This is a genomic window from Paraburkholderia sp. (assembly GCF_026225065.1).
Lineage (GTDB): Bacteria > Pseudomonadota > Gammaproteobacteria > Burkholderiales > Burkholderiaceae > Paraburkholderia.
In genome coordinates this window covers 1-19,436 of sequence record NZ_JAMFSB010000145.1, presented here as the reverse complement: position 1 = coordinate 19,436, position 19,436 = coordinate 1, and the positions used below count along the sequence as shown (strand labels likewise).

General features: G+C 61.8%; 18 protein-coding genes. 12 read left to right on the top strand and 6 right to left on the bottom strand.

The features are described from left to right. The first annotated feature begins 24 nt into the window (after nucleotides 1-24). The 5 genes from M0954_RS11185 (at nucleotide 25) to M0954_RS11165 (ending at nucleotide 6,224) form a co-directional block, all read left to right on the top strand. Complete coding sequence (locus M0954_RS11185; RefSeq protein WP_297353201.1) at nucleotides 25-1,674, top strand: methyl-accepting chemotaxis protein; 1,650 nt, start codon at nucleotides 25-27, stop codon at nucleotides 1,672-1,674. A 123-nt stretch (nucleotides 1,675-1,797) separates the two neighbouring features. Beyond that, nucleotides 1,798-2,433, top strand: a complete 636-nt coding sequence (locus M0954_RS11180) for a CoxG family protein (protein WP_297353200.1) — start codon at nucleotides 1,798-1,800, stop codon at nucleotides 2,431-2,433. Between the two features lie 14 nt (nucleotides 2,434-2,447). Continuing rightward, a complete protein-coding gene (locus M0954_RS11175; protein ID WP_297353198.1) occupies nucleotides 2,448-3,338 on the top strand; it encodes an FAD binding domain-containing protein in 891 nt (296 codons plus the stop codon). After that, nucleotides 3,331-3,834: a (2Fe-2S)-binding protein gene (locus M0954_RS11170; RefSeq protein ID WP_297353195.1), complete on the top strand. Its 504-nt coding sequence runs from the start codon at nucleotides 3,331-3,333 to the stop codon at nucleotides 3,832-3,834. Before M0954_RS11175 ends, M0954_RS11170 begins: the two co-directional genes overlap by 8 nt. Beyond that, nucleotides 3,828-6,224: a xanthine dehydrogenase family protein molybdopterin-binding subunit gene (locus M0954_RS11165; RefSeq protein WP_297353193.1), complete on the top strand. Its 2,397-nt coding sequence runs from the start codon at nucleotides 3,828-3,830 to the stop codon at nucleotides 6,222-6,224. Before M0954_RS11170 ends, M0954_RS11165 begins: the two co-directional genes overlap by 7 nt. Here M0954_RS11165 and M0954_RS11160 read toward each other — a convergent pair. The 4 genes from M0954_RS11160 to M0954_RS11145 form a co-directional block, all read right to left on the bottom strand. Next, a complete protein-coding gene (locus tag M0954_RS11160) occupies nucleotides 6,217-6,852 on the bottom strand; it encodes a TetR/AcrR family transcriptional regulator (protein ID WP_297353191.1) in 636 nt (211 codons plus the stop codon). The two genes, M0954_RS11165 and M0954_RS11160, sit on opposite strands and share 8 nt — an antisense overlap. Beyond that, complete coding sequence (locus M0954_RS11155; RefSeq protein ID WP_297353189.1) at nucleotides 6,849-8,783, bottom strand: prolyl oligopeptidase family serine peptidase; 1,935 nt, start codon at nucleotides 8,781-8,783, stop codon at nucleotides 6,849-6,851. The genes M0954_RS11160 and M0954_RS11155 overlap by 4 nt, the downstream gene beginning before the upstream one ends. 86 nt (nucleotides 8,784-8,869) lie before the next feature. Beyond that, a complete protein-coding gene (locus tag M0954_RS11150; protein ID WP_122154224.1) occupies nucleotides 8,870-9,349 on the bottom strand; it encodes a VOC family protein in 480 nt (159 codons plus the stop codon). Between the two features lie 136 nt (nucleotides 9,350-9,485). Continuing rightward, on the bottom strand, nucleotides 9,486-10,418 hold the full coding sequence (locus tag M0954_RS11145) for a LysR family transcriptional regulator (protein WP_297353187.1): 933 nt from the start codon (nucleotides 10,416-10,418) through the stop codon (nucleotides 9,486-9,488). 115 nt (nucleotides 10,419-10,533) lie between these two features. Here M0954_RS11145 and M0954_RS11140 point away from each other — a divergent pair, with 115 nt between their 5' ends. From M0954_RS11140 to M0954_RS11120, 5 genes are all read left to right on the top strand, one after another. Next, nucleotides 10,534-11,412, top strand: coding sequence for an alpha/beta hydrolase (locus M0954_RS11140; RefSeq protein ID WP_133891335.1), 879 nt, complete (start codon nucleotides 10,534-10,536; stop codon nucleotides 11,410-11,412). A gap of 46 nt (nucleotides 11,413-11,458) precedes the next feature. Next, nucleotides 11,459-12,883, top strand: coding sequence for a 3-isopropylmalate dehydratase large subunit (gene leuC / locus M0954_RS11135; RefSeq protein WP_297353185.1), 1,425 nt, complete (start codon nucleotides 11,459-11,461; stop codon nucleotides 12,881-12,883). Beyond that, nucleotides 12,876-13,514, top strand: coding sequence for a 3-isopropylmalate dehydratase small subunit (gene leuD, locus M0954_RS11130; RefSeq protein ID WP_297353183.1), 639 nt, complete (start codon nucleotides 12,876-12,878; stop codon nucleotides 13,512-13,514). Before leuC ends, leuD begins: the two co-directional genes overlap by 8 nt. 40 nt (nucleotides 13,515-13,554) lie before the next feature. Further along, nucleotides 13,555-14,865, top strand: a complete 1,311-nt coding sequence (locus M0954_RS11125) for an MFS transporter (protein WP_297353181.1) — start codon at nucleotides 13,555-13,557, stop codon at nucleotides 14,863-14,865. A gap of 88 nt (nucleotides 14,866-14,953) precedes the next feature. Then, nucleotides 14,954-16,276 (top strand): hypothetical protein, encoded by a 1,323-nt coding sequence (locus tag M0954_RS11120; protein WP_297353179.1) that lies wholly within the window; start codon nucleotides 14,954-14,956, stop codon nucleotides 16,274-16,276. A 61-nt stretch (nucleotides 16,277-16,337) separates the two neighbouring features. Here M0954_RS11120 and M0954_RS11115 read toward each other — a convergent pair whose 3' ends face one another. Then, nucleotides 16,338-17,300 (bottom strand): GlxA family transcriptional regulator, encoded by a 963-nt coding sequence (locus tag M0954_RS11115; protein WP_122154218.1) that lies wholly within the window; start codon nucleotides 17,298-17,300, stop codon nucleotides 16,338-16,340. Nucleotides 17,301-17,427: 127 nt separating this feature from the next. Here M0954_RS11115 and M0954_RS11110 point away from each other — a divergent pair, with 127 nt between their 5' ends. Continuing rightward, a complete protein-coding gene (locus M0954_RS11110) occupies nucleotides 17,428-17,835 on the top strand; it encodes an MAPEG family protein (RefSeq protein WP_122154217.1) in 408 nt (135 codons plus the stop codon). 13 nt (nucleotides 17,836-17,848) lie between these two features. Then, complete coding sequence (locus M0954_RS11105; protein WP_297353177.1) at nucleotides 17,849-18,601, top strand: LysR family transcriptional regulator; 753 nt, start codon at nucleotides 17,849-17,851, stop codon at nucleotides 18,599-18,601. Here M0954_RS11105 and M0954_RS11100 read toward each other — a convergent pair. Then, entirely contained in the window at nucleotides 18,577-19,203 is a 627-nt protein-coding gene (locus tag M0954_RS11100; RefSeq protein WP_297353175.1) for a cupin domain-containing protein, read from the bottom strand. The two genes, M0954_RS11105 and M0954_RS11100, sit on opposite strands and share 25 nt — an antisense overlap. Nucleotides 19,204-19,436 lie beyond the last annotated feature (233 nt).

Below are 19,436 nucleotides of genomic sequence, written 5' to 3'. Positions count from 1 at the left end.
CAGGTCGCTGTGCAGGAGACACCCATGAGCCGCCTGAGCCTGAATGCGAAACTATGGTCGGTCCTCGTCATCATGTGGATCGGGCTACTGTTGCTAGCCTGCTCCACGGCGTGGGAATCGCGCCAGAGGATGCTGGACGATCGCAAAACCGCCATCGAGAACATCGTCGAAGCAGCAACCGGTGTGGTCGGCGATCTCGCCGCTCAGGCCTCGGCGCATGCAATCAGTGAGGATGAGGCAAAGAAACAGGCGCTGGCGCGGCTGCAGGCGATGCGTTACGGCCAGGACGGATTCGTGATGGTCACCGACTCGCATCCTGTCGTGCTCATGCATCCCACCCTGCCTGACTTACGCAACAAGGATGTCAGCGCATTCAAGGGACCGAATGGCACGCTGGTATTCGTCGACCTGGTGCAGACCGCGCAGGCGCAAGGTCAAGGTTACGTCGAGTATCTCGGGCGCATCCAGAAGGCTGCGGGCTACGTCACGGCGAACAAGCTCACCTTCGTCAAACGGTTCAAACCATGGGACTGGTATATCGAATCGGGTCTTTACCTGAACGACATCGACGACCTGTTTCATGCCATGTTGCTGCAATACCTGCTGATGGTGCTCACGATTGGCGCACTGGTCTCGGCGGCGATGCTGCTCATCAGCCGCAACGTCCGGCGCAGCCTGGGCGGCGAGCCGTCCTACGCCGCCGAAATCGCCAACCGCATTGCCAACAACGATCTGACCGCGGTGGTGGACACCGCGCCGGGTGACCACTCGAGCATGCTGTTTTCAATGAAGCTCATGCAGGATCACCTCACTCGAACCATCGGGACGATCAAAAATTCAGCCGACTCGATTGCCACTGCCTCGCAGCAAATCGCGGCAGGCAACCTTGACCTCTCGCAGCGGACCGAAGAACAGGCCGCGTCGCTCGAGGAAACCGCCACGAGTATGGAAGAGCTGACGAGCACGGTTCATCACAACGCGGAAAACGCGCGGCAAGCCAGTGCACTGGCCAATATGGCCTCGGACACTGCGCAGCGTGGCGGGGCGGTCGTGGGACGCGTTGTCGAGACGATGCACGGGATCTCCAGCAGTTCAGCCAGAGTGGCTGACATTATCAACGTAATCGAAGGCATCGCATTCCAGACCAACATACTCGCGCTCAACGCGGCGGTCGAGGCTGCACGGGCTGGGGAGCAGGGCCGCGGCTTCGCCGTGGTTGCCAGCGAGGTGCGCAATCTCGCGCAACGCAGCGCGAGCGCCGCCAAGGAAATCAAGGCGCTCATCGGCGAGTCGGTGGATCGGGTGCAAGTCGGCGCCAGGCTGGTCGAGGAGGCGGGCAACACGATCGACGAAATTGTCCACGCTGTGAAGCGCGTGACCGAGATCATGAGCGAAATCTCGATGGCATCGCAAGAACAGAGCACCGGCATTGAGCAGGTCAACCGGACGGTCACGCAAATGGACCAGGTGACCCAGCAGAACGCTGCGCTCGTGGAAGAAGCCTCGGCGGCGGCGCAGTCGATGGCCGATCAGGCTCAGGAGTTGCGTCACGCCGTGGCGGGATTCAAGGTCGGCGACGTCGACCCGGCGCGTGCTACCCGTCTTGGGTTAGCGCACCTGGCGTCCCCGCTGCCCTCGTTTGCACCGTCCGGACCCCATCAAATCACCCGTTAAGCGGGCGTCGCGCCACGATTCCACACTATCCGGCAGCGCGTCAAAAATACCCCTATATTTACCATCCGGTTAATAAGGCGCAGAATAGCGCATGAAATTGGGGTTTATATCAGGAGACGGCTGATGGAATTGTCCGGCAACCAGTTGATGGCGGCGCCGAGAAACGCCGTATGGGACGCACTGCTCGACCCGGCGGTCCTGCAGCGCTGCATCCCCGGATGCGAGGACGTCGCCCGGGTCTCGGACGAAGAAACGCACGTGCGGATCCTGGTCAAGCTGGGTCCTGTACGAGCCAGGTTCACCGGCAAGATGTTCATGTCCGACGTCGAGCCGGCCAGGCATTGCAAGCTTTCGTTCGAAGGCGTGGGCGGCGGCGCGGGGTCGGCCAAGGGCTCTTCCAACGTCGAGTTGTCGGATGAGGCCGGTGGTACGCGACTGACCTACTCGGTGGCAGCCTCGGTCGGCGGAAAACTGGGGCAGATCGGCGGGCGGCTGATCGATTCGTCTGCGAAAAAAATGGCTGACGAATTCTTCGCCGGGCTGCAGCGGCAACTCAGCGGAGACGTGGTCGCCGATGATGCCCCGCTTGTCCCCGAGGCCGCGGCTCGCTCAACAAATGCCCCCTCCTCGCCGGAACGCCGGCCCGCCGCCTCGCCGTCATCGATATGGCCCGAAGGGCGATTCGCACCCGAGTTGGTGCGGGCCGGATGGTTTGCGCTCGGTGTGCTCACCACACTTCTCCTGACACATCTTGCGTAAAGGCAGACTCGCCCATGAAAGCGGCCGCGTTTGACTATGTCCGTCCTCGTGATATAGCGCAGGTTTTTGCACTGCTTGAAGAGTACGGCGATGAAGCCCGGATCATCGCCGGCGGCCAGACGCTGCTGGCAACGCTCAACATGCGCTTGTCCGAACCGCAGTTGCTGATCGATATCGGCGCTCTCAACGAACTGCGCGGCATCAGCGTTTCAGGCGATCGCTTGCGCATCGGCGCGCTCGTCACCCATGCGCAAATCGAAGACTCGGATCTCGTGCGGCGCCATGCGCCGCTGCTTTCGGAAGTCGCGCCGCATGTGGCCCACCGCGCGATTCGCAACCTGGGGACGTTCGGCGGTTCGATCGCATTCGCCGACCCCGCCGCCGAGTGGCCCACCTGTCTGGTTGCGCTGCGTGGCTGGGTGATCGTTTCCGGCGCCGATGGCGAGAGGCGGATCCAGGCCGACGACTTTTTCCTCGACCTGTACACCACCGCCTTGCAGCCGGGCGAAGTCATCCTCGCCTGCGAAGTGCCGGTCGAGACTGCGGCATCGAATCATCAGTTCGACGAACTGGTCCGGCGTCATGGCGACTACGCCATCGTCGGCGCAGCGGTCACGGGCAGCATGGCGGCCACCGGGCTGATTGAAAATCCGCGCGTGGTTTTTCTGGGTACCGGCAATGTTCCCGAAAGAGCCCGTGCGGTGGAGACATTACTGGAAACGACCGCACTGACCGTCGACACGGCTGCGGAATTCGCCGACGCGCTCGACATCGAGCCGGCAGCCGATCTCTATCATTCCGCGCAAACCAAGCTGCATTTGTCCCGCGTGGTCCTGAAACGCTTGCTGTGCAAGTTCGCCGAGGCCCGCATCGAGGGTCGGCACGAAGGAGACAAACATGACTGAGCGCATGACTATCCGGCTTGAAGTCAACGGCCGCGCGGTTAGCTGCGAGGTCGAGCCGCGTACGCACCTGATCGACTTTCTCAGGGACTCGCTGCAGATCAAAGGCGCGCGGGTCGGCTGCGAGCATGGCGTATGCGGTGCCTGCACGGTCCGGCTCGATGGCAGGATGGTGCGCGGCTGTCTGGTGCTCGCGGTGCAGGCGCAGAACGCGCGGGTCGAAACGATCGAAGGCGCCAGCGACCGCGGCGACCTCGCGGAGCTGCAGGCCGCGTTCCATGCGAGAAATGCCTTGCAGTGCGGCTTTTGCACGGCGGGCATGCTGATCGCCGCGGCCGAACTGATCGAACAGAAACCGCACGCGAGCCGCGACGAGATCCGGAAATTCATGTCCGGCAATTACTGCCGCTGTACGGGGTATCAGGCCATCGTCGACGCCATCGAGGACGTTCTCGAAGCACGCCTGCAGCGCACCTCGGCACTGGTGGCGTCATGCTGAGAAAACGCCACCAGAACGACGTCGGGCTTGATGAGCGCCGCTATATCGGCAGCCCGGTCGCCCGGCCGAATGCACGTCGGCTGCTGCAGGGACGCGGCACCTATGTGGATGACATCGCCCTGCCGCGCATGGCGCATGTGGTCTACTGGCGCAGCCCCGTCGCCCACGCGCGTATCACCGCCTTCGATAGCAGCTTCGCGCGCATGATGCCCGGCATCATCGGCATCTATCAGGCGAGCGATCTGGAAGGCGTATGCAAGCCCTGGGTGGCGACCTTGTCGCACCTGGCGGGGATGAAGTCGGCGGTTCAGTACCCGCTCGCGCCGGGACATCTTTGCTGGCAAGGCGAACCGGTCTACGCGATCGTTGCCGAATCGCGCCGCGAAGCGGAAGATGCCATGCCGTACCTGCAGGTGCAATGGGAGGAACTGCCGGTCGTGGCAAACATGGAGCACGCACTCGATGCCGATGCTCCCGTGATTCATCCAGAGCTGGGCGACAATCTCTGCTTCACCCGCACCATCGACACGGGAAACGTGAGCGCAGCCTTCGAGGGCGCGGACCTGGTTGTAGAGGAGACCTACCATTTCGGACGTCATACCGGTGTCACGATGGAAACGCGCTCGGTGCTCGCGGACTTCAATGCCGCGGACAACACCCTGACCGTGTATCACTCGCACCAGGCGCCGCACATGATGCAGGATCTCTACTCGCGGCATCTGGACTTGCCGGAGGGTTCGGTGCGCGTTATCTGCAAGGACGTGGGAGGATCTTTCGGCATCAAGGTCCATTCGTATCCCGACGACTTTGCGACGGTGGCGTTGGCCAAAATCCTGAAGCGGCCCGTCAAGTTCGTTGCGGACCGGTTGGAGTCCTTCGCAAGCGATATCCATGCGCGCGAGCATCGCGTTCACGCGCGGCTTGCCGCGATGACCGACGGGCGCATCGTCGGCTTCGAAATCGACGATCTGAGCGGTGTCGGGCCCTACTCCGTGTATCCAAGGACTAGCGGCATAGAGGGAAACCAGGTGCTCAATATCACTGGCGGCCCGTATCGGCATGAGCATTACCGCGCGGTGCTGCGCGTCGTCTTCCAGAACAAGCCGCCGATGAGCCAGTACCGCGGGGTCGGCCACCCCATCGCGTGTGCGGTCACCGAAGGCATGGTCGATCTTGCGGCCCAGCGGCTCGGTATCGATCCGCTGGCATTGCGGCGCATGAACGTCATGCCCGACGACAGCTATCCGCGCACCGGCGCTTCGGGCATCAAGCTCGAAGGTCTGTCGCACGAGGCATGTCTGGATGAGATCGAGGAGATGATCGATTACGCGCGGCTTCGCAAAGAACAGCGCGAATTGCGTTCGCAAGGCGTGTATCGGGGCATCGGCATAGCGAGCATGGTGGAGCTGACCAACCCGGGCGCGGCCTTCTACGGGGTCGGCGGCGCACGGATTGCCGCGCAGGACGGGGCAACAGTACGGCTGGATGCGGGAGGCGGAATTAGCGTCCTGGTCAGCGTAGGCGAACAGGGCCAAGGCACGGAAACCATCTTCGCGCAGATCGCCGCAGATACGCTCTCGATGCCCCTCGGCTCCATCCGGGTCGTCACCGGCGACACCGGCGTTACGCCCTATGGCGGCGGCACCTGGGCCTCCAGAGGCGCGGGCATCGGCGGCGAAGCGGTGCTGCAGGCCTCGATCGCGCTCTCTGCGCAGGTGATCGACTTCGCGGCCCGCATCCACCAGCGCGAGCGAAACGGCCTCGCGCTAGCTGACGGCGCTGTCGTGGATACGTCGACGGGCGAAACCGTTGTGCGACTCGTCGACCTCGCCACCCAGGCATACTTCCGCCCGGACACCCTGCCGCCCGGCATTCATCCGGAACTGTCGGCCACCCGGCACTACGCCCAGCGCGACTACCCCTTTGTGTTCACTAACGGCGTGCATGTATCGCATGTCGAAGTGGATGTGGAAACCGGCATGGTCAAACTGCTCAAGCACTGGGTGGTGGAAGACTGTGGCAGGGTGCTCAATCCGATGCTGGCAGACGAGCAGATTCGCGGTGCCGTGGTCCAGGGAATTGGCGGCGTGCTGTTCGAGGAATGTCTTTACGACGCGGGCGGTTCGCTTCGTAACGGCAACATGGCCGACTATCTGGTCCCCATGGCCGCCGAGATGCCGGACATCGAGGTCGCGCACATCGAAACGCCTACCGCCACGTCGCAGCTTGGCGCCAAGGGAGCAGGAGAAGCGGGGACGGCGGGCGCACCGGCGGCCGTCATGAACGCGATAAACGATGCACTCGTGCCGTTTAATACCCGGCTCACGTCCCATCCGATCACGCCCGAGAAAATACTGATCGCACTGGGGACGGTAAGCGCTTCTAAGTAACGAAAATGTCGCCGGCGCCTTTCATGAACGCATGCACACGATCGCCGATGATCCGGTCAAGGTTTCGCGGGAACGCCTGCCCATAGATAAACACGCGAATGCCAATATAGAAGATGCCGCCGTGCAGTCCCCACAGATGTTCCAGTTCGGCATCGTCGAGCTTGCGAGAGGACGGGCGACCGAGATGGACGCGCGTCTCGCGAATGATGAGCGGGAACAGTCGACGCTTGAGCAAGGCCAGATACTTCCTGGGAATGTAGCTGTCGTTCATGCCCGACAACAGCAGGATGCGGACCCAGTCGCGGGTCAGGATGGTGCGGGCGTAGTCAATATAGAAACGCGTCAGCCGGCGCTCGAGCGGCACCTCGGCATCGACCACCCATTGTTCCCATTCGCGCGTCCATCGGCCTAGATAAACTTCCTCGTAGACCCGTTCGATTAGCGCCTGCTTGGTCGGGAAGTAGTGGTACAGCAGAGGGTGCGTGATGCCAATCTCTTTGGCGAGGTCGCGCATTTGCCCCGCCAGTCCCTGCTCGGAGAAAAACTGCACCGCTCCTTCCACGATCTGTTGTTCGCGTGCCTCGGTACTCAGGCGACGCCGTGGCTTGCCCGCTGCAGACCCGGTCACTTCCTCGCAACTCCGCTGAGATACTCGGCAAGGAACGCGTCCATCGCCTCATAGAACTCAAACATGTTCTCTTCGTTGTGAAAACCGTGCCCTTCGTTTTCCTTGAGGATGTATTTGACATCGACACCGCGGGCACGCAATGCGTCGACGATCTGATCGCTCTCGGCCTGTTTGACTCGCGGATCGTTGGCGCCTTGCGCAACGAGGAGCGGTGTCACGATCCGGTCCACGAAGAACAGCGGCGACGCATCGTGCAATGCCCGTTTGCCCTCTTCGGTCCGCGGGTCGCCGACCATCTCGTACAGCATGTCGAGCATCGGCTTCCAGTACGGAGGCATCGATTCCAGAAAAGTGAACAGATTCGATACCCCGACATAGTCGACGGCAGCTACGTATCGGTCCGGCGTAAACGTGATGCCCGCAAGCGTTGCATAGCCGCCGTAACTTCCCCCGTAGATCGCGATACGCGCCGGATCGACGATCCCTTGTGACACGAGCCAGTCGACGCCGTCGTCGATATCGTTCTGCATCGCCCGGCCCCATTGCCCGAAACTGGCCTCCCAGAAAGCGCGTCCGTATCCCGTCGAGCCTCGGAAATTGATCTGCAGCACCGCATAGCCGCGATTCGCGAGCAGCTGCGCTTCGACATTGAAACCCCACTCGTCCCTAGCCCACGGACCGCCGTGCGGATTGACAACCAGCGGCAAGGGCTCGGCGACATCCTGCCCCAACGCGAATCCCGCAGGCAACGTCAGGTATCCACTGAGTTGCAGGCCGTCGCGTGCCGTGAAGCGAATCGGCGACATCGGGACCATATCGGCGGGATCGAGCCACGGCATCATGTCCGCAAGCCTGGCAAGCTGCCGACGCGCGACGTCGTAGATCCACACTGAGCCGGCCGACCGATCGCTTGCGGCACGCACGATCGCGCGCGACTCGTCGCGCGTGATGCTCACGACGGTAACCTCGTGATCGGGCAATTGCCGCTCGAGGTCGGCCATGACGTCTCGTGCCCAGTCGTCAAAAAAATGGCGATGAACCCGATCGTCGACGTATGAAGCCGCTGTCAGCACGCGCCGATGTTCTGAATACGCCAAATCACCCACGTCAACATGCGTGGTCTCGAACAGCAACGCACCCTCTTCACCGGTCTGCGGATCGAACTCGAAAAACGCGGCTTTGTCGCGCCCCCGATTCGACAACACGTATAACCGTTTGTCATCGAAGGTAAAGAACAGCGGCGCGACAGTCTCACGAAAGTCCGTCGTCAGAATGGCCCGGAAAGGCTCTGCCTCGACATCCCGGTAAAGCAGCGTCTGGTTGACACCATCGGACGCGATCGCGACGCGCAGCCGCCCCTGGTGATCCGTTGTCCAGCCCACGACATTGCCGGGATTCTCGGCAATCGGCGTCAATTCCCCCGTGACGACGTCAACACGAAAGACGTCAAAGACCTGCGGATCGCGACGATTCATCTCGATCAACACGTGGTGGTCGTCGTCCCTGAGGTCATCGACAATGTTGGCCTTGACGCCATCGAACGGCGTCAGGTCGCGCGGCTCGCCACCGTCGACCGGAACCGACAGCACGTGAAAATTCTCGTCCCCGCCAAAATCCTTGACGAACAGAATGTGATCGTTGCCCTTCCATGCGTGGCCGGGCACATCGCGTTCGGTCTCGTTGGTCAAAGGACGCGGCTCCCCTATGGGATCGCCTTCAGCATCGATGCCCTGCACGAATACATTCTGGCGGCCGGCGTGGCGCGCAAGAAAGGACAGATGCCTTCCATCGGGAGCGATTGTGAACGAATACTTGTCGGGTCTGCGGAAGAAGTCTCGCACCGCGTACCGTTTGACCGGGCCGCGTTCGGTCGGGCCGCGTTTGGCCGCCCCACCGTTACCGCTACCCTTTTGTTGATCGTCAGCAACCATCTGTGCCTCCACGAAAACTGCATTTGAACACGAGACGCGCCTTAATGCGCGCGTAACGGGCCCTTAGCCGAGGAAGGGATGCGAATTCATTCTCGAGCTGCCGCTGCGCGCTCTATCGCGGCGATATCGATCTTCTTCATTTTCATCATCTCTTCCATCGCACGCCGTCCCGCATCACGATCCCTGCCGCCGACAAGCTCGATTAGCCGCCTAGGCGTGATCTGCCACGAAAAGCCCCAGCGGTCCTTGCACCAGCCGCAAGGCGCTTCCTCCCCGCCATTTCCGACAATGGCATTCCAATACCGGTCGGTCTCTTCCTGGCTATCCGTGTAGATCATGAAACTGACTGCCTCGTTCGGCTTGAAATTGGAGCCGCCGTTCAAGCCTAAAAAGCGCTGGCCGAGCACAGTGAAGTCGACCATTAACTCCGCGCCCTGTCCAATGCCCGGCATAGGCGAGACATGACCCGCGTCGACATGGCTGTCGGGAAAGTGGGCGGCGTAAAACTCCGCCGCTTCGCGCGCTTTACCTTGATCGAACCACATGCATGTTACGAGCTCAGTCATCGCAATCTCCTTTCAAAAGCACGCAGCACCAACTGGTTTTGAGGGCAGCATCCTGACGCTCATGCCAACGGAACAATTGGCATGAGCGTCGATAATAGCCTGGGTGTACAGATCGAAGTGAACGAGACTAAAGATCTCACCTGGAAGTCTCCACGCCGCCTGTTGCTACTTCCCCGTCAAATGCATTTCGCAAGTACTCGCCCAGGAAGTCGACGAACGTGCGCAGCTTGGCGGACAGCCTGTTGCGTTCGAGATAGATCGCGTGGATATCGGCGTTCGGGAGTGCCCATTCGACGAGCAGCGGCACCAGTTCTCCGCGTTCGATATGGCCGCTGATCTCCCACTGCGAGCGCGCAACGATACCGCGCCCATCGAGCGCCCACTGCAGCACGATGCTGCCATCATTGCTTGACAGCGAACCGTCGACTTTCACCGTCTCCGCGCGCTTACCCCGCGAGAAATGCCATGTTCCGTACGCCGAATCGTTCTCGCGCAGCACGATGCACGAGTGGCGGGTCAGGTCGTGCGGCACGGAGAGCTGGCCATGCCGCTTCAGATACGCCGGCGATGCGCACACGACGCGCCGGTTCTTCAGCAGCAGACGGGCGTTGATGCGCGCGTCGGGCACCTCGCCGAACCGGATGCCGAGATCGAAGCCTTCTTCCTGCAGACTGAGCGGCCGCTCAGTCAGTTGCAACTGGATCTTCATCGACGGAAAGCGCTCGACGAACTCCGATACCGCAGGTGCGATATGTGTGCGCCCAAAGCCGAACGACGCATTCAAACGCAGCAGGCCGGTCGGCTCGCCACGGCTGCGCGTAACGAGATGCTCCAGTTCCGACAGGTCATCGAGAATGCGCGAACCGTTGGCGAGATAAAGCTCCCCTTCCGGCGTGAGGGAAAGACGCCGGGTCGTCCGGTTCATGAGCCGCACGCCGAGGCGCTGCTCCAGATGCGCGAGGCGCTTGCTGACGGCGGGCGGCGTCACGCCTAGCTCGCGCGCTGCAGCCGCCAGGTTGCGGTTGCGCGCAACCAGCGCAAACAGATTCAGATCGGAAAAGCCATCCATCGCATTACTCCGTGCTTCGCCTCATTCATTCCTGAAAGTTACGACCGGATTTCTTTTATGGAAACCCAATCGCTCATGGCATGAATTAGACTGCAAACAACTTCAGGAGACAACCATGTTCGAAGCGTTCTGCGACGCATCGACAACCGTCGACGGCGTCCGGATTCACGCGATCAAGGGTGGACACGGCCCGGCGCTGCTACTCTTGCACGGCCACCCGCAAACCCACGCGATCTGGCACAAGGTCGCGCCCACCCTCGCCGGGCACTTCACGGTGGTGGCCGCCGATCTGCGCGGTTACGGCGACAGCGACAAACCCCAAGGCGCCGCCGACCACTCTAACTACTCGAAACGCCGCATGGCGCTCGACCACGTCGAACTGATGCGCGCTCATGGATTCACGTCGTTCGCGGTCGTCGGTCATGACCGCGGTGGACGCGTCGCGGCGCGGATGGCGATCGACCATCCGGATGCGGTGACACAACTCGTGACACTCGACATCGCGCCGACCGTCGCCATGTACGAGCAGACCTCACTCGAGTTTGCGCGCGCCTACTGGCACTGGTTCTTTCTCGTGCGCCCCGCGCCTTTCCCCGAAACGCTGATCCGCGCCGATCCCGACCTCTATCTGAAGCAGACCATGGGCGCCCGTAGCGCGGGGCTCAAGCCGTTCACGTCCGAGGCTTACGCGGCCTATCTACGTTGCCTCTCGGATCCGGCCACCGCACACGGAATCTGCGAAGACTACCGGGCCTCGATCACCATCGACCTCGAGCACGACCGCGTTGATCTTGCGGCAGGCAAGCGCATCGTCTGTCCGTTCCTCGCGTTATGGGGTGCGGACGGCGCAGTCGGCAAGTGCTTCGATCCGTTGGCGGAATGGCGTCACTGGAACGCCGACGTGAGCGGCGAGGCGCTGCCGTGCGGTCACTACATTGCAGAGGAAGTGCCGGCATTACTCCTTGAACGCGTGCTGGCATTTCTGCAGCGCTGATTCGTTCCTGATCCGTACGTTTGATCCTTACCAGTCGGATTTCATCATGTCCTCACAAACGCTTTACCGGAAACTGGTCGATTCGCATACCGTATCGATCATCGACGCCGAGCACGTCCTGCTCTATGCCGATCTGCACATCATGAACGAGTACACGAGCCCGCAGGCATTCGCGGGGCTGCGTGAGAAAGGCCTGCGCGTGTGGCGCCCGCATCAGCAGATGGGCATCGTCGATCACGTGATTCCGACGCGGCCGGTGCCGGTTCGCGCGCGCACGATCGAGGTCGTCGACGCCGCGAAACAGGCCACGAACTTCACACGCAATTGTGCGGAGCACGGTATTCATCTGTTCGACGTCAACGATGCGATGCAGGGCATCGAGCACGTCGTCGCGCCCGAGATCGGACTGATCCGTCCCGGCATGGTGGTGCTGTGCGGCGACAGCCATACCACCACCTACGGCGCACTCGGCGCGCTCGGATTCGGCATCGGCACGTCGGAGGTGGAACACGTGCTGGCCACGCAAACGCTCGTATACCGCGTCGCGAAGGACATGCGTATCGTCGTGGACGGCGCGCTGCAGCCGGGCACGACATCGAAGGACGTCGTGTTGCACATCATTGCGCAGATCGGCGCACAAGGTGCGCGCGGATACGCGGTCGAATACGTCGGCGAGGCGATCGCCGCGCTGTCCGCCGAAGCGCGCATGACCCTTTGCAACATGACGGTGGAAGCCGGCGCACGCGCCGCGCTGATCGCACCGGACCGCACGACGCTCGACTATGTCTGCAGCAAGGTACGCGACCTCGATGCGCAAACGCTCGACGCCGCCCGCACGGCGTGGTCGCAACTGCGCTCGGATGCCGATGCGCATTTCGACGTCGAGCATCGTTTCGACGCATCGCGCGTCGCCCCCTACGTCACGTGGGGCACGAGCCCGGACCAGGCGATTCCGGTCGACGGGCGCATCCCCGACGCCAACGCCACGGACGGCTCCGGCCTCGACGTCGCAACCATGCGCAAGGCGCTCGACTACATCGGCTTGCCCGGCGGCTCGCCGATCGAGGGTACGTCGATCGACCGCGTGTTTATCGGCTCGTGTACGAATGCGCGGATCGAAGATCTGCGCGCAGTCGCCGCAGTGGTGCGCGGCCGCAAGGTGGCGTCGACCGTGCGCGCGATGGTCGTGCCGGGCTCGGGCATGGTGCGCGACCAGGCGGAACGCGAGGGCATCGCGCAGTTGCTGATCGACGCCGGCTTCGAATGGCGCCAGCCGGGCTGCTCGATGTGTCTGGCGATGAACGACGACGTGCTCGCGCCGGGCGAGCGCTGCGCATCGACCACGAACCGCAATTTCGAAGGGCGCCAGGGGCGCGATAGCAAAACTCATCTGATGAGTCCCGCAATGGCCGCCGCTGCCGCGATCGCGGGATGCATCGTCGACATTCGCAAGGAGCTGACTCATGGCTAAGCCGTTCATGATCGCGGGCATCGCCGCCCCGCTGCCGGTCAACAACCTCGATACCGACCAGATCATGCCAAAGCAGTTTCTGCTCGGCATCGACAAATCGGGACTAGCACGCGGCTTGCTGCACGACTTGCGGCTCGATGCGAACGGCCATGTGCGCGAGCAGTTCGTGCTGAACCGCCTCGAATACCAGGGCGCGAAAATCCTGATCGGCGGTGCCAATTTCGGCTGCGGATCGAGCCGCGAGCACGCCGTGTGGGGCTTGCAGCAGGGAGGTTTCGAAGCGGTAATCGCGCCGAGCTACGGCGAAATTTTTTACTTCAACTCGACCAACAACCGCTTGTTGCTTGTCACACTGCAGCCTGAGGAGGTCGAGGCGCTCGTCGCCGAACTCGAGAGCGGCAGCGACAAGCACGTGTCGATCGACGTTGAGAACGAGGTCGTGTTGACGCCTTCAGGACAGCGCTATCGGTTCTCGCTGCCGGCCCGCCAGAAGCAGATGCTGGTGGAAGGGCTCGACATGATTGGCCTGACGCTGCGCCAAGAGGAGGCAATCGACACCTTTGAGACGCGCCATTGGGCAGCGCAGCCGTGGAGCCGTATCGATCTGCCCGCGCAGCAAAATCACAATTAAATAATACGAGGCGCCAAAGCGCGATCGAAAGGAGACACCCATGAGCAGCACCACAGTCCACCCGCAGGAGAACGCCGCACTGGAGACCCGCGTCGTCAGAAAGATCTCGCGGCGCATCACGCCGTTCATCATCATCCTCTACTTCCTGAGCTTTCTGAATCGCGTGAACGTCGGCTTCGCGGGCCTCACGATGAATCACGACATCGGCCTCACGCAGGCCATGTTCGGTGTCGGCGCGGGGATTTTCTTCGTCGGCTATATCGCTGCCGGTATGCCGTCGAATCTCGCGTTGCAGCGCATCGGCGCGCGCCGCTGGATCGCACTGCTGATGGTCGTGTGGGGCGTGCTGTCGGCGGCCACGGCGTTCGTCAGCGGTCCGTTCAGCTTCTATACGCTGCGCTTCGTGCTCGGGCTCGCGGAAGCAGGCTTCTTCCCCGGCATCATCCTGTACCTGAGCTACTGGTTTCCGGCGCGCCATCGTGCGTTCGTCACGGCGATGTTCATGACCGCGGCGCCGCTCTCGAACATGATCGGCTCGCCGATCTCCGGCGCGTTGATGAGCCTGGAAGGTTACGCGCATCTGCATGGGTGGCAGTGGCTGTTCCTCGTCGAGGGCGCGCCGACCGTGTTGCTCGGCGTCGTCTCATTCTTCTTCCTGACCGACCGGCCAGAGGACGCACAGTGGCTTGCGCCCGCCGAGCGGCAATGGCTGAGCAGCGAGATGCAGCGCGAACGCGATGGCAAGGCCGCGCAGAGCAAGTCGAGCGTCTGGAGCGCGGTGAAGGATCCGCGCGTGCTTCTACTCGCGCTCGTGTACGCGGGGACCTCGACCGGGCTTTACGCAGTCGGCATCTGGGCGCCGATGATCATCCACCGGTTCGGCTTCAGCTACTTCGAACTCGGTCTCGTGAACGCGATTCCGAATCTCTTCGCGGTGGTCACGATGGTGCTATGGGCGCGCAATTCGGATCGCACCAACGAGCGCCGCCTGCACGTCGCGATCGCGTGTCTCGCGGCCGGGATCGGGATGCTGATGTCTGGACATGCGAGCACGGTGATCGTGCTGATCGTCGGACTGTCGATCGCCAACTTCGGCATCAATGCGGCAAAGCCGCCGCTGTGGAGCATGCCGACGCAGTTCCTGTCCGGTTCCGCCGCGGCTGCTGGCATTGCGCTGATCAACGCGATGGGCAGCCTGATCGGCGGCACGATCGGTCCGATGGTGATCGGCAAGCTGCGCGATATCAGCGGCGACTACTCGCTCGGGTTGTATTTCGTCAGCGCGACGCTATTCGTTTCGGCGGTGCTGTCGTATCTGTTCGGTTTGCGCGCGCGGCGCGGCGGAGCGTGAGGTCGCGGGGACTTCTATCGCTGGCCGCTTCCGGGGTATCCTACGCAAGACCCGATTCACCGCCGTTCGATACCCTCCATTCACACGCATGCAAAAGCTCATCATTCATATTGGCGCAGGCAAATGCGGCAGCTCTGCGATTCAGGCCTATCTAGGCGCGAACGCGGCATCGCTCAGAGCGCAAGGGGTGCTGATTCCCGGGCTGGACTTGACGATGAACGCAAGCATCGCCGGTCAGCAAATCAATTTTTTCCTGAATCTGGTCAACGCGTCGCCATCTGCTCAGGCTCCGCATCAGCCTACCCGGGTGGACGCGGTGTCCATCGTGCGCCGACGTCTGGCCGCGCTCAAGGAAGAGATGGTCAGAAGCAATCTGCACACGCTGGTGATCAGCGCCGAGAACCTGTCCAACCAGCACGCGTTTTCAAGCCTGTTCGCGGAAGAGAAAGCGCATTTCGATGTGCATATCGTTGCCTACATTCGGCGTCAGGACGAGTATCTCTCGTCTTCATGGGGGCAATGGTACGTAAAGGCTTACGAGAGTATCGCCGAATACCTCGCGGCCCGTGTTCCGATCGACGGCGACTGGCACGCCATGCTCACCCCATGGTTGCGCGACTTTGGCCGGGACCGGGTTCACGTCCGCCTGTTCGATCGAAAGTCCATGTACAACGGCGACGTTGTCGACGATTTCATAGCGGTCACCGGCCTGCCCGTCGACGCAAATCACAAAAGGGTTGGCGTCATAAATGAAAGCAACGACGAGCGGCTCATTGCTCTGGCTCATCATGTGCGGGACGAATTCTCGTCGATCCATGACACGTCCTTTTACGACGTCATGAACGGCGCCCTCGGCAAGGAGGACCGTCCAAAGAAATCGAAGCCTTATCTTTTTGATCGCGCAACACGGCTGAAAATTCTGGATGCTTACTCCGGGAGCAATGAAAAAATAAAGCACACTTTCTTCCCTGAGATCCCTCCCGACACGGCCCTCTTTCCGCCGCCAGGCGAAAACGATGTGCTGGATCTGAGTCCCGTCGAGAAGCTCGAACGGGAAGTGTCCATGCTGACAAGAATCGTCTATTCGCTGGCGAAGAAATTGAGTGAGCCCGCCAAAGACATTCCTGTCACGCAGAACGTGAGCTCACCGGCCAAAGGAAATCCGGTGGTCACTCAAATCATCGGTGCGATCGCCGTTCCCGGGTCCAAGGTGTTAAGAGAAGCCTTAAGCAGCCAGTGGTATGCGGAACGGAACCAGGACGTCAGGAACGCCGGCTTCGACGCCTACTCGCATTGGTGCGATTTTGGAATGAAGGAAGGCAGGTTGCCAGCCCCGGACCTCGAGAAGCTCATGGCCGATTTATCCGCAGAAAGAAACGCACAATCGCAACAGAAGCCAGGGCCAGCCTAGGCTGAACACCCGCAAAACAACGCCCATTGAATAAGTCCACAGCCAGGATGCTCGCGTTGTATCAGCGCATCTCCGCGCGCAGTTCCCGCACCCCTCGGCCGAGCTTGCGACGCAATAAGGTCCGCAAGGTCGCGGCATCGGCATAGCCCACCTCGCTCGCAATGGCTTCGACGTCGAAGCCAATCGAGACGAGGTGCTTCGCACGTTCGATTCTGAGGTCCTGGAAGAAGGCCATCGGCGATTTGCCGAGCACTGCCTCGGTCCGGCGCTGCAAGGTGCGCGTGCCGACGGACAGTGCGCTCGCCGCATCCTGAAGCGAAAACCCCATAGCAAGATGGTCGCGAGCCCAACGCTCGAATCGCGCGATCAATGGATCGGCGTGGGCGAGATAATCCGGAATGATGTAGTGAGCTTGCGACGAACGCTTGTCGACAAGCATGAAGCGAGCAACGAGCGCAGCCAGGTCAGGACTCGCCTGACGCACCAACCACAGCGCGAGATCGAGATGGCCCATCATGCTGCCCGCTGTCACGACGCGATCTGACGCGACGACCATGCGCGAATCGTCCAGTCTGACGCCCGGATAGCGTTGACGGAAAAGCGGTGCCAGCGGCCACGCCGTGGTCGCCGCGACGTTGTCGAGCAGCCCGGCTTCCGCGAGGAGAAAGGTCCCGAGACACGCCGCCGCGATGCCGACGCCATCCGCATGCCAGACGCGAAGGTGCGCGATGGCGTCGCGCACATCGGAGCGCTCCAGCGCTTCAAGCAGCCGCTCGGGCTGTTTGGTATTCAGCGCGGGGACCACCACCCAATCCGTCTGACCGATGCTGCTCGCCGGTTCGACCACCGCGGACAAGCCGAGAGCCGTACGGATCTGCCCGCCGAACCCGACAATCCTCACGTCGAAAGGCGGCGCGGCGAATCCTTGCGCCGCGGCCAATTCGTTGGCGGTGGCGAAAGTATCCAGCAGAACCGTCAGGCCGGTATCGAATACGCCATCAAGGGCAAATATAGCCAGTCTCATGTCACAAATGAACCTGTTAATGTCATTAGCGACTATAGCCCCTTGCAGATGCGACCGCTAGACTGCGGAGCAATACGGCCATCCCAATCCAGTTGGCCGAACAATCCATCCGCCGGAGCACCGCTCAATGAAACTCACGCCCGAACTCTATTTCCTGACGCTCGTCGCCTCGGCCACGATTCTGATGTGGATTCCGTACACGCTCGCCAGAATTATGACGCGTGGGTTGATTCCGACATTGGGCAATCCCGATCCTTCGCTGCCGCCCGACCCCGCCTGGGCCGAGCGGGCGCGGCGCGCTCACACCAATGCGATCGAGAATCTTGCCGTCTTCGCCCCTCTCGTGCTCACCGCAGCGCTAATCGGCGTAAGCACGCCTGCGACCGTCCTCGCGGCAAAGCTTTATCTCGTCGCCCGACTCGTCCACTATTGCGTCTATGCTGCTGGGGTTCCCGTCTTGCGCACCCTCGCCTTCGTGGTCGGCGTCGCCGCGACGCTCATGTTTGCGGTAACCCTCCTCCACCATATTGCGTAGCCACGCGTCCGCCATGTCCGACCTGCGTAACCTGACCTTCGAACATCTTCTGAACTACATCGCCGTGGTGGAAACCGGCTCGTTCACGCGGGCGGCGGAGCGGCGCGGAGTCGGGAAGACGACGGTCAGCGACAGCCTCCAGCGGCTGGAACTCGAACTGGGCGCCACGCTCCTTGTCAGGACGACGCGGCGTATCAGTGTGACGGAGGCAGGTGCGTCGTTCTTCGAAACGAGTCGCGAGATCGTATCCGGGGATCGCGCTATCGACCTGATCGCGGAAGGTGTCGACGTCGCCATCCGCCTCGGTGAACTGGCCGATTCGAGCCATCGCGCAGTGCGCATCGGAGAATATTCGAAGTGGCTGGTCGCCGGTCCCGACTTTGTCGTGCGCAACGCGCTTCCGGAAGACATCGGTGATGCGTCGAATCTGGCCTTTGTAGGGCTCTCGGTTCTCGCACAGCCATCACGCTTCGAGTTGTGTCGCGCCGCTGGGGATTCACACGAGATCGAATTCGTCACCGGTCTGTTTGCCGACACCGTCTACGCGTGCCGTGCGGCAGTCGCGGAAGGCGCCGGCATCGGCCTGCTGCCCGACTTCTCGGTTCGCGCGGACATTGCCGCAGGCCGGCTCGTACGCGTGTACGCCGACTGGTCGACCGCGCCCATGACGATTCATGCGTTGCTTCCCCCGGGAAGACATACCGCGCCGAAAGTCCGGGCGTTGATCGATATGCTCCAGGATCATTCACGCGTCGCAAGCAGATGACCGTGACGGAGCAGGATGACCGTCGGCACTTCGGCGAACGGCGCGTGCTGGGCGCCTGGATGAAGACGCAGCCACGTTCCCGCTGGATAGCGTTCGTTCGCATCCCTGAGTTCTCCGCTCAATACGAATATCTCCTCGCCACTCGGATGCGTATGATCGCGGGTCCGTGCACCCGGTTGAAACTCGACCAGGCTGACGTGCTGCCTGCCGCTCGCGAGCGGAACGACATGCATCCGTGGATTGATCCCGTTGCGCCACACACGTGCTCTCGCACTGCGAACGATTGGATCACATCGGGAAGCAGATGCTTCGTGATAAAGCAGCAGACGTGCCCCACCCTCGCCCGCTTGCACGAGGGGCGCATCGCAGCGGATCAGGAAGTCATCGGCATCGAATGAGTGGCCGTTTATCGCAATGTTGCCTCGCAATACATACAGATCGTGCCGCTTCTTCTCATCGAGCGTGTAGGTCGCCGAAGGGCCAAGATCTACGATGCCAACCCACTGCGGTTCCGCCGCATCGGTCAGATCGGTGACCCTGTGGGTCTCTCCCGGCACCGCCACCGGATCGATCCACTCACGTTCAATCAGTTTCGTTTGCATGATGTACCCCTTGGCTTTGCTGATGCGAGCTTTCACCGGCCGGTTGACCGTTAAAGGCATTGTGCGCGATGACGTCGCGTGTCAGAAGGGGGCGGCGCGGTGAAACACAATCCGGGTTTGCGGGACAATGCGCGGCCGCCGGCGGTAGCGAGCCGGGTCCAGCGTCAGCAACCGTCCGGATCCTGTTAGTGCTCTTACTATGATGACGTCACTACTGCAACGAAACGGGAAAT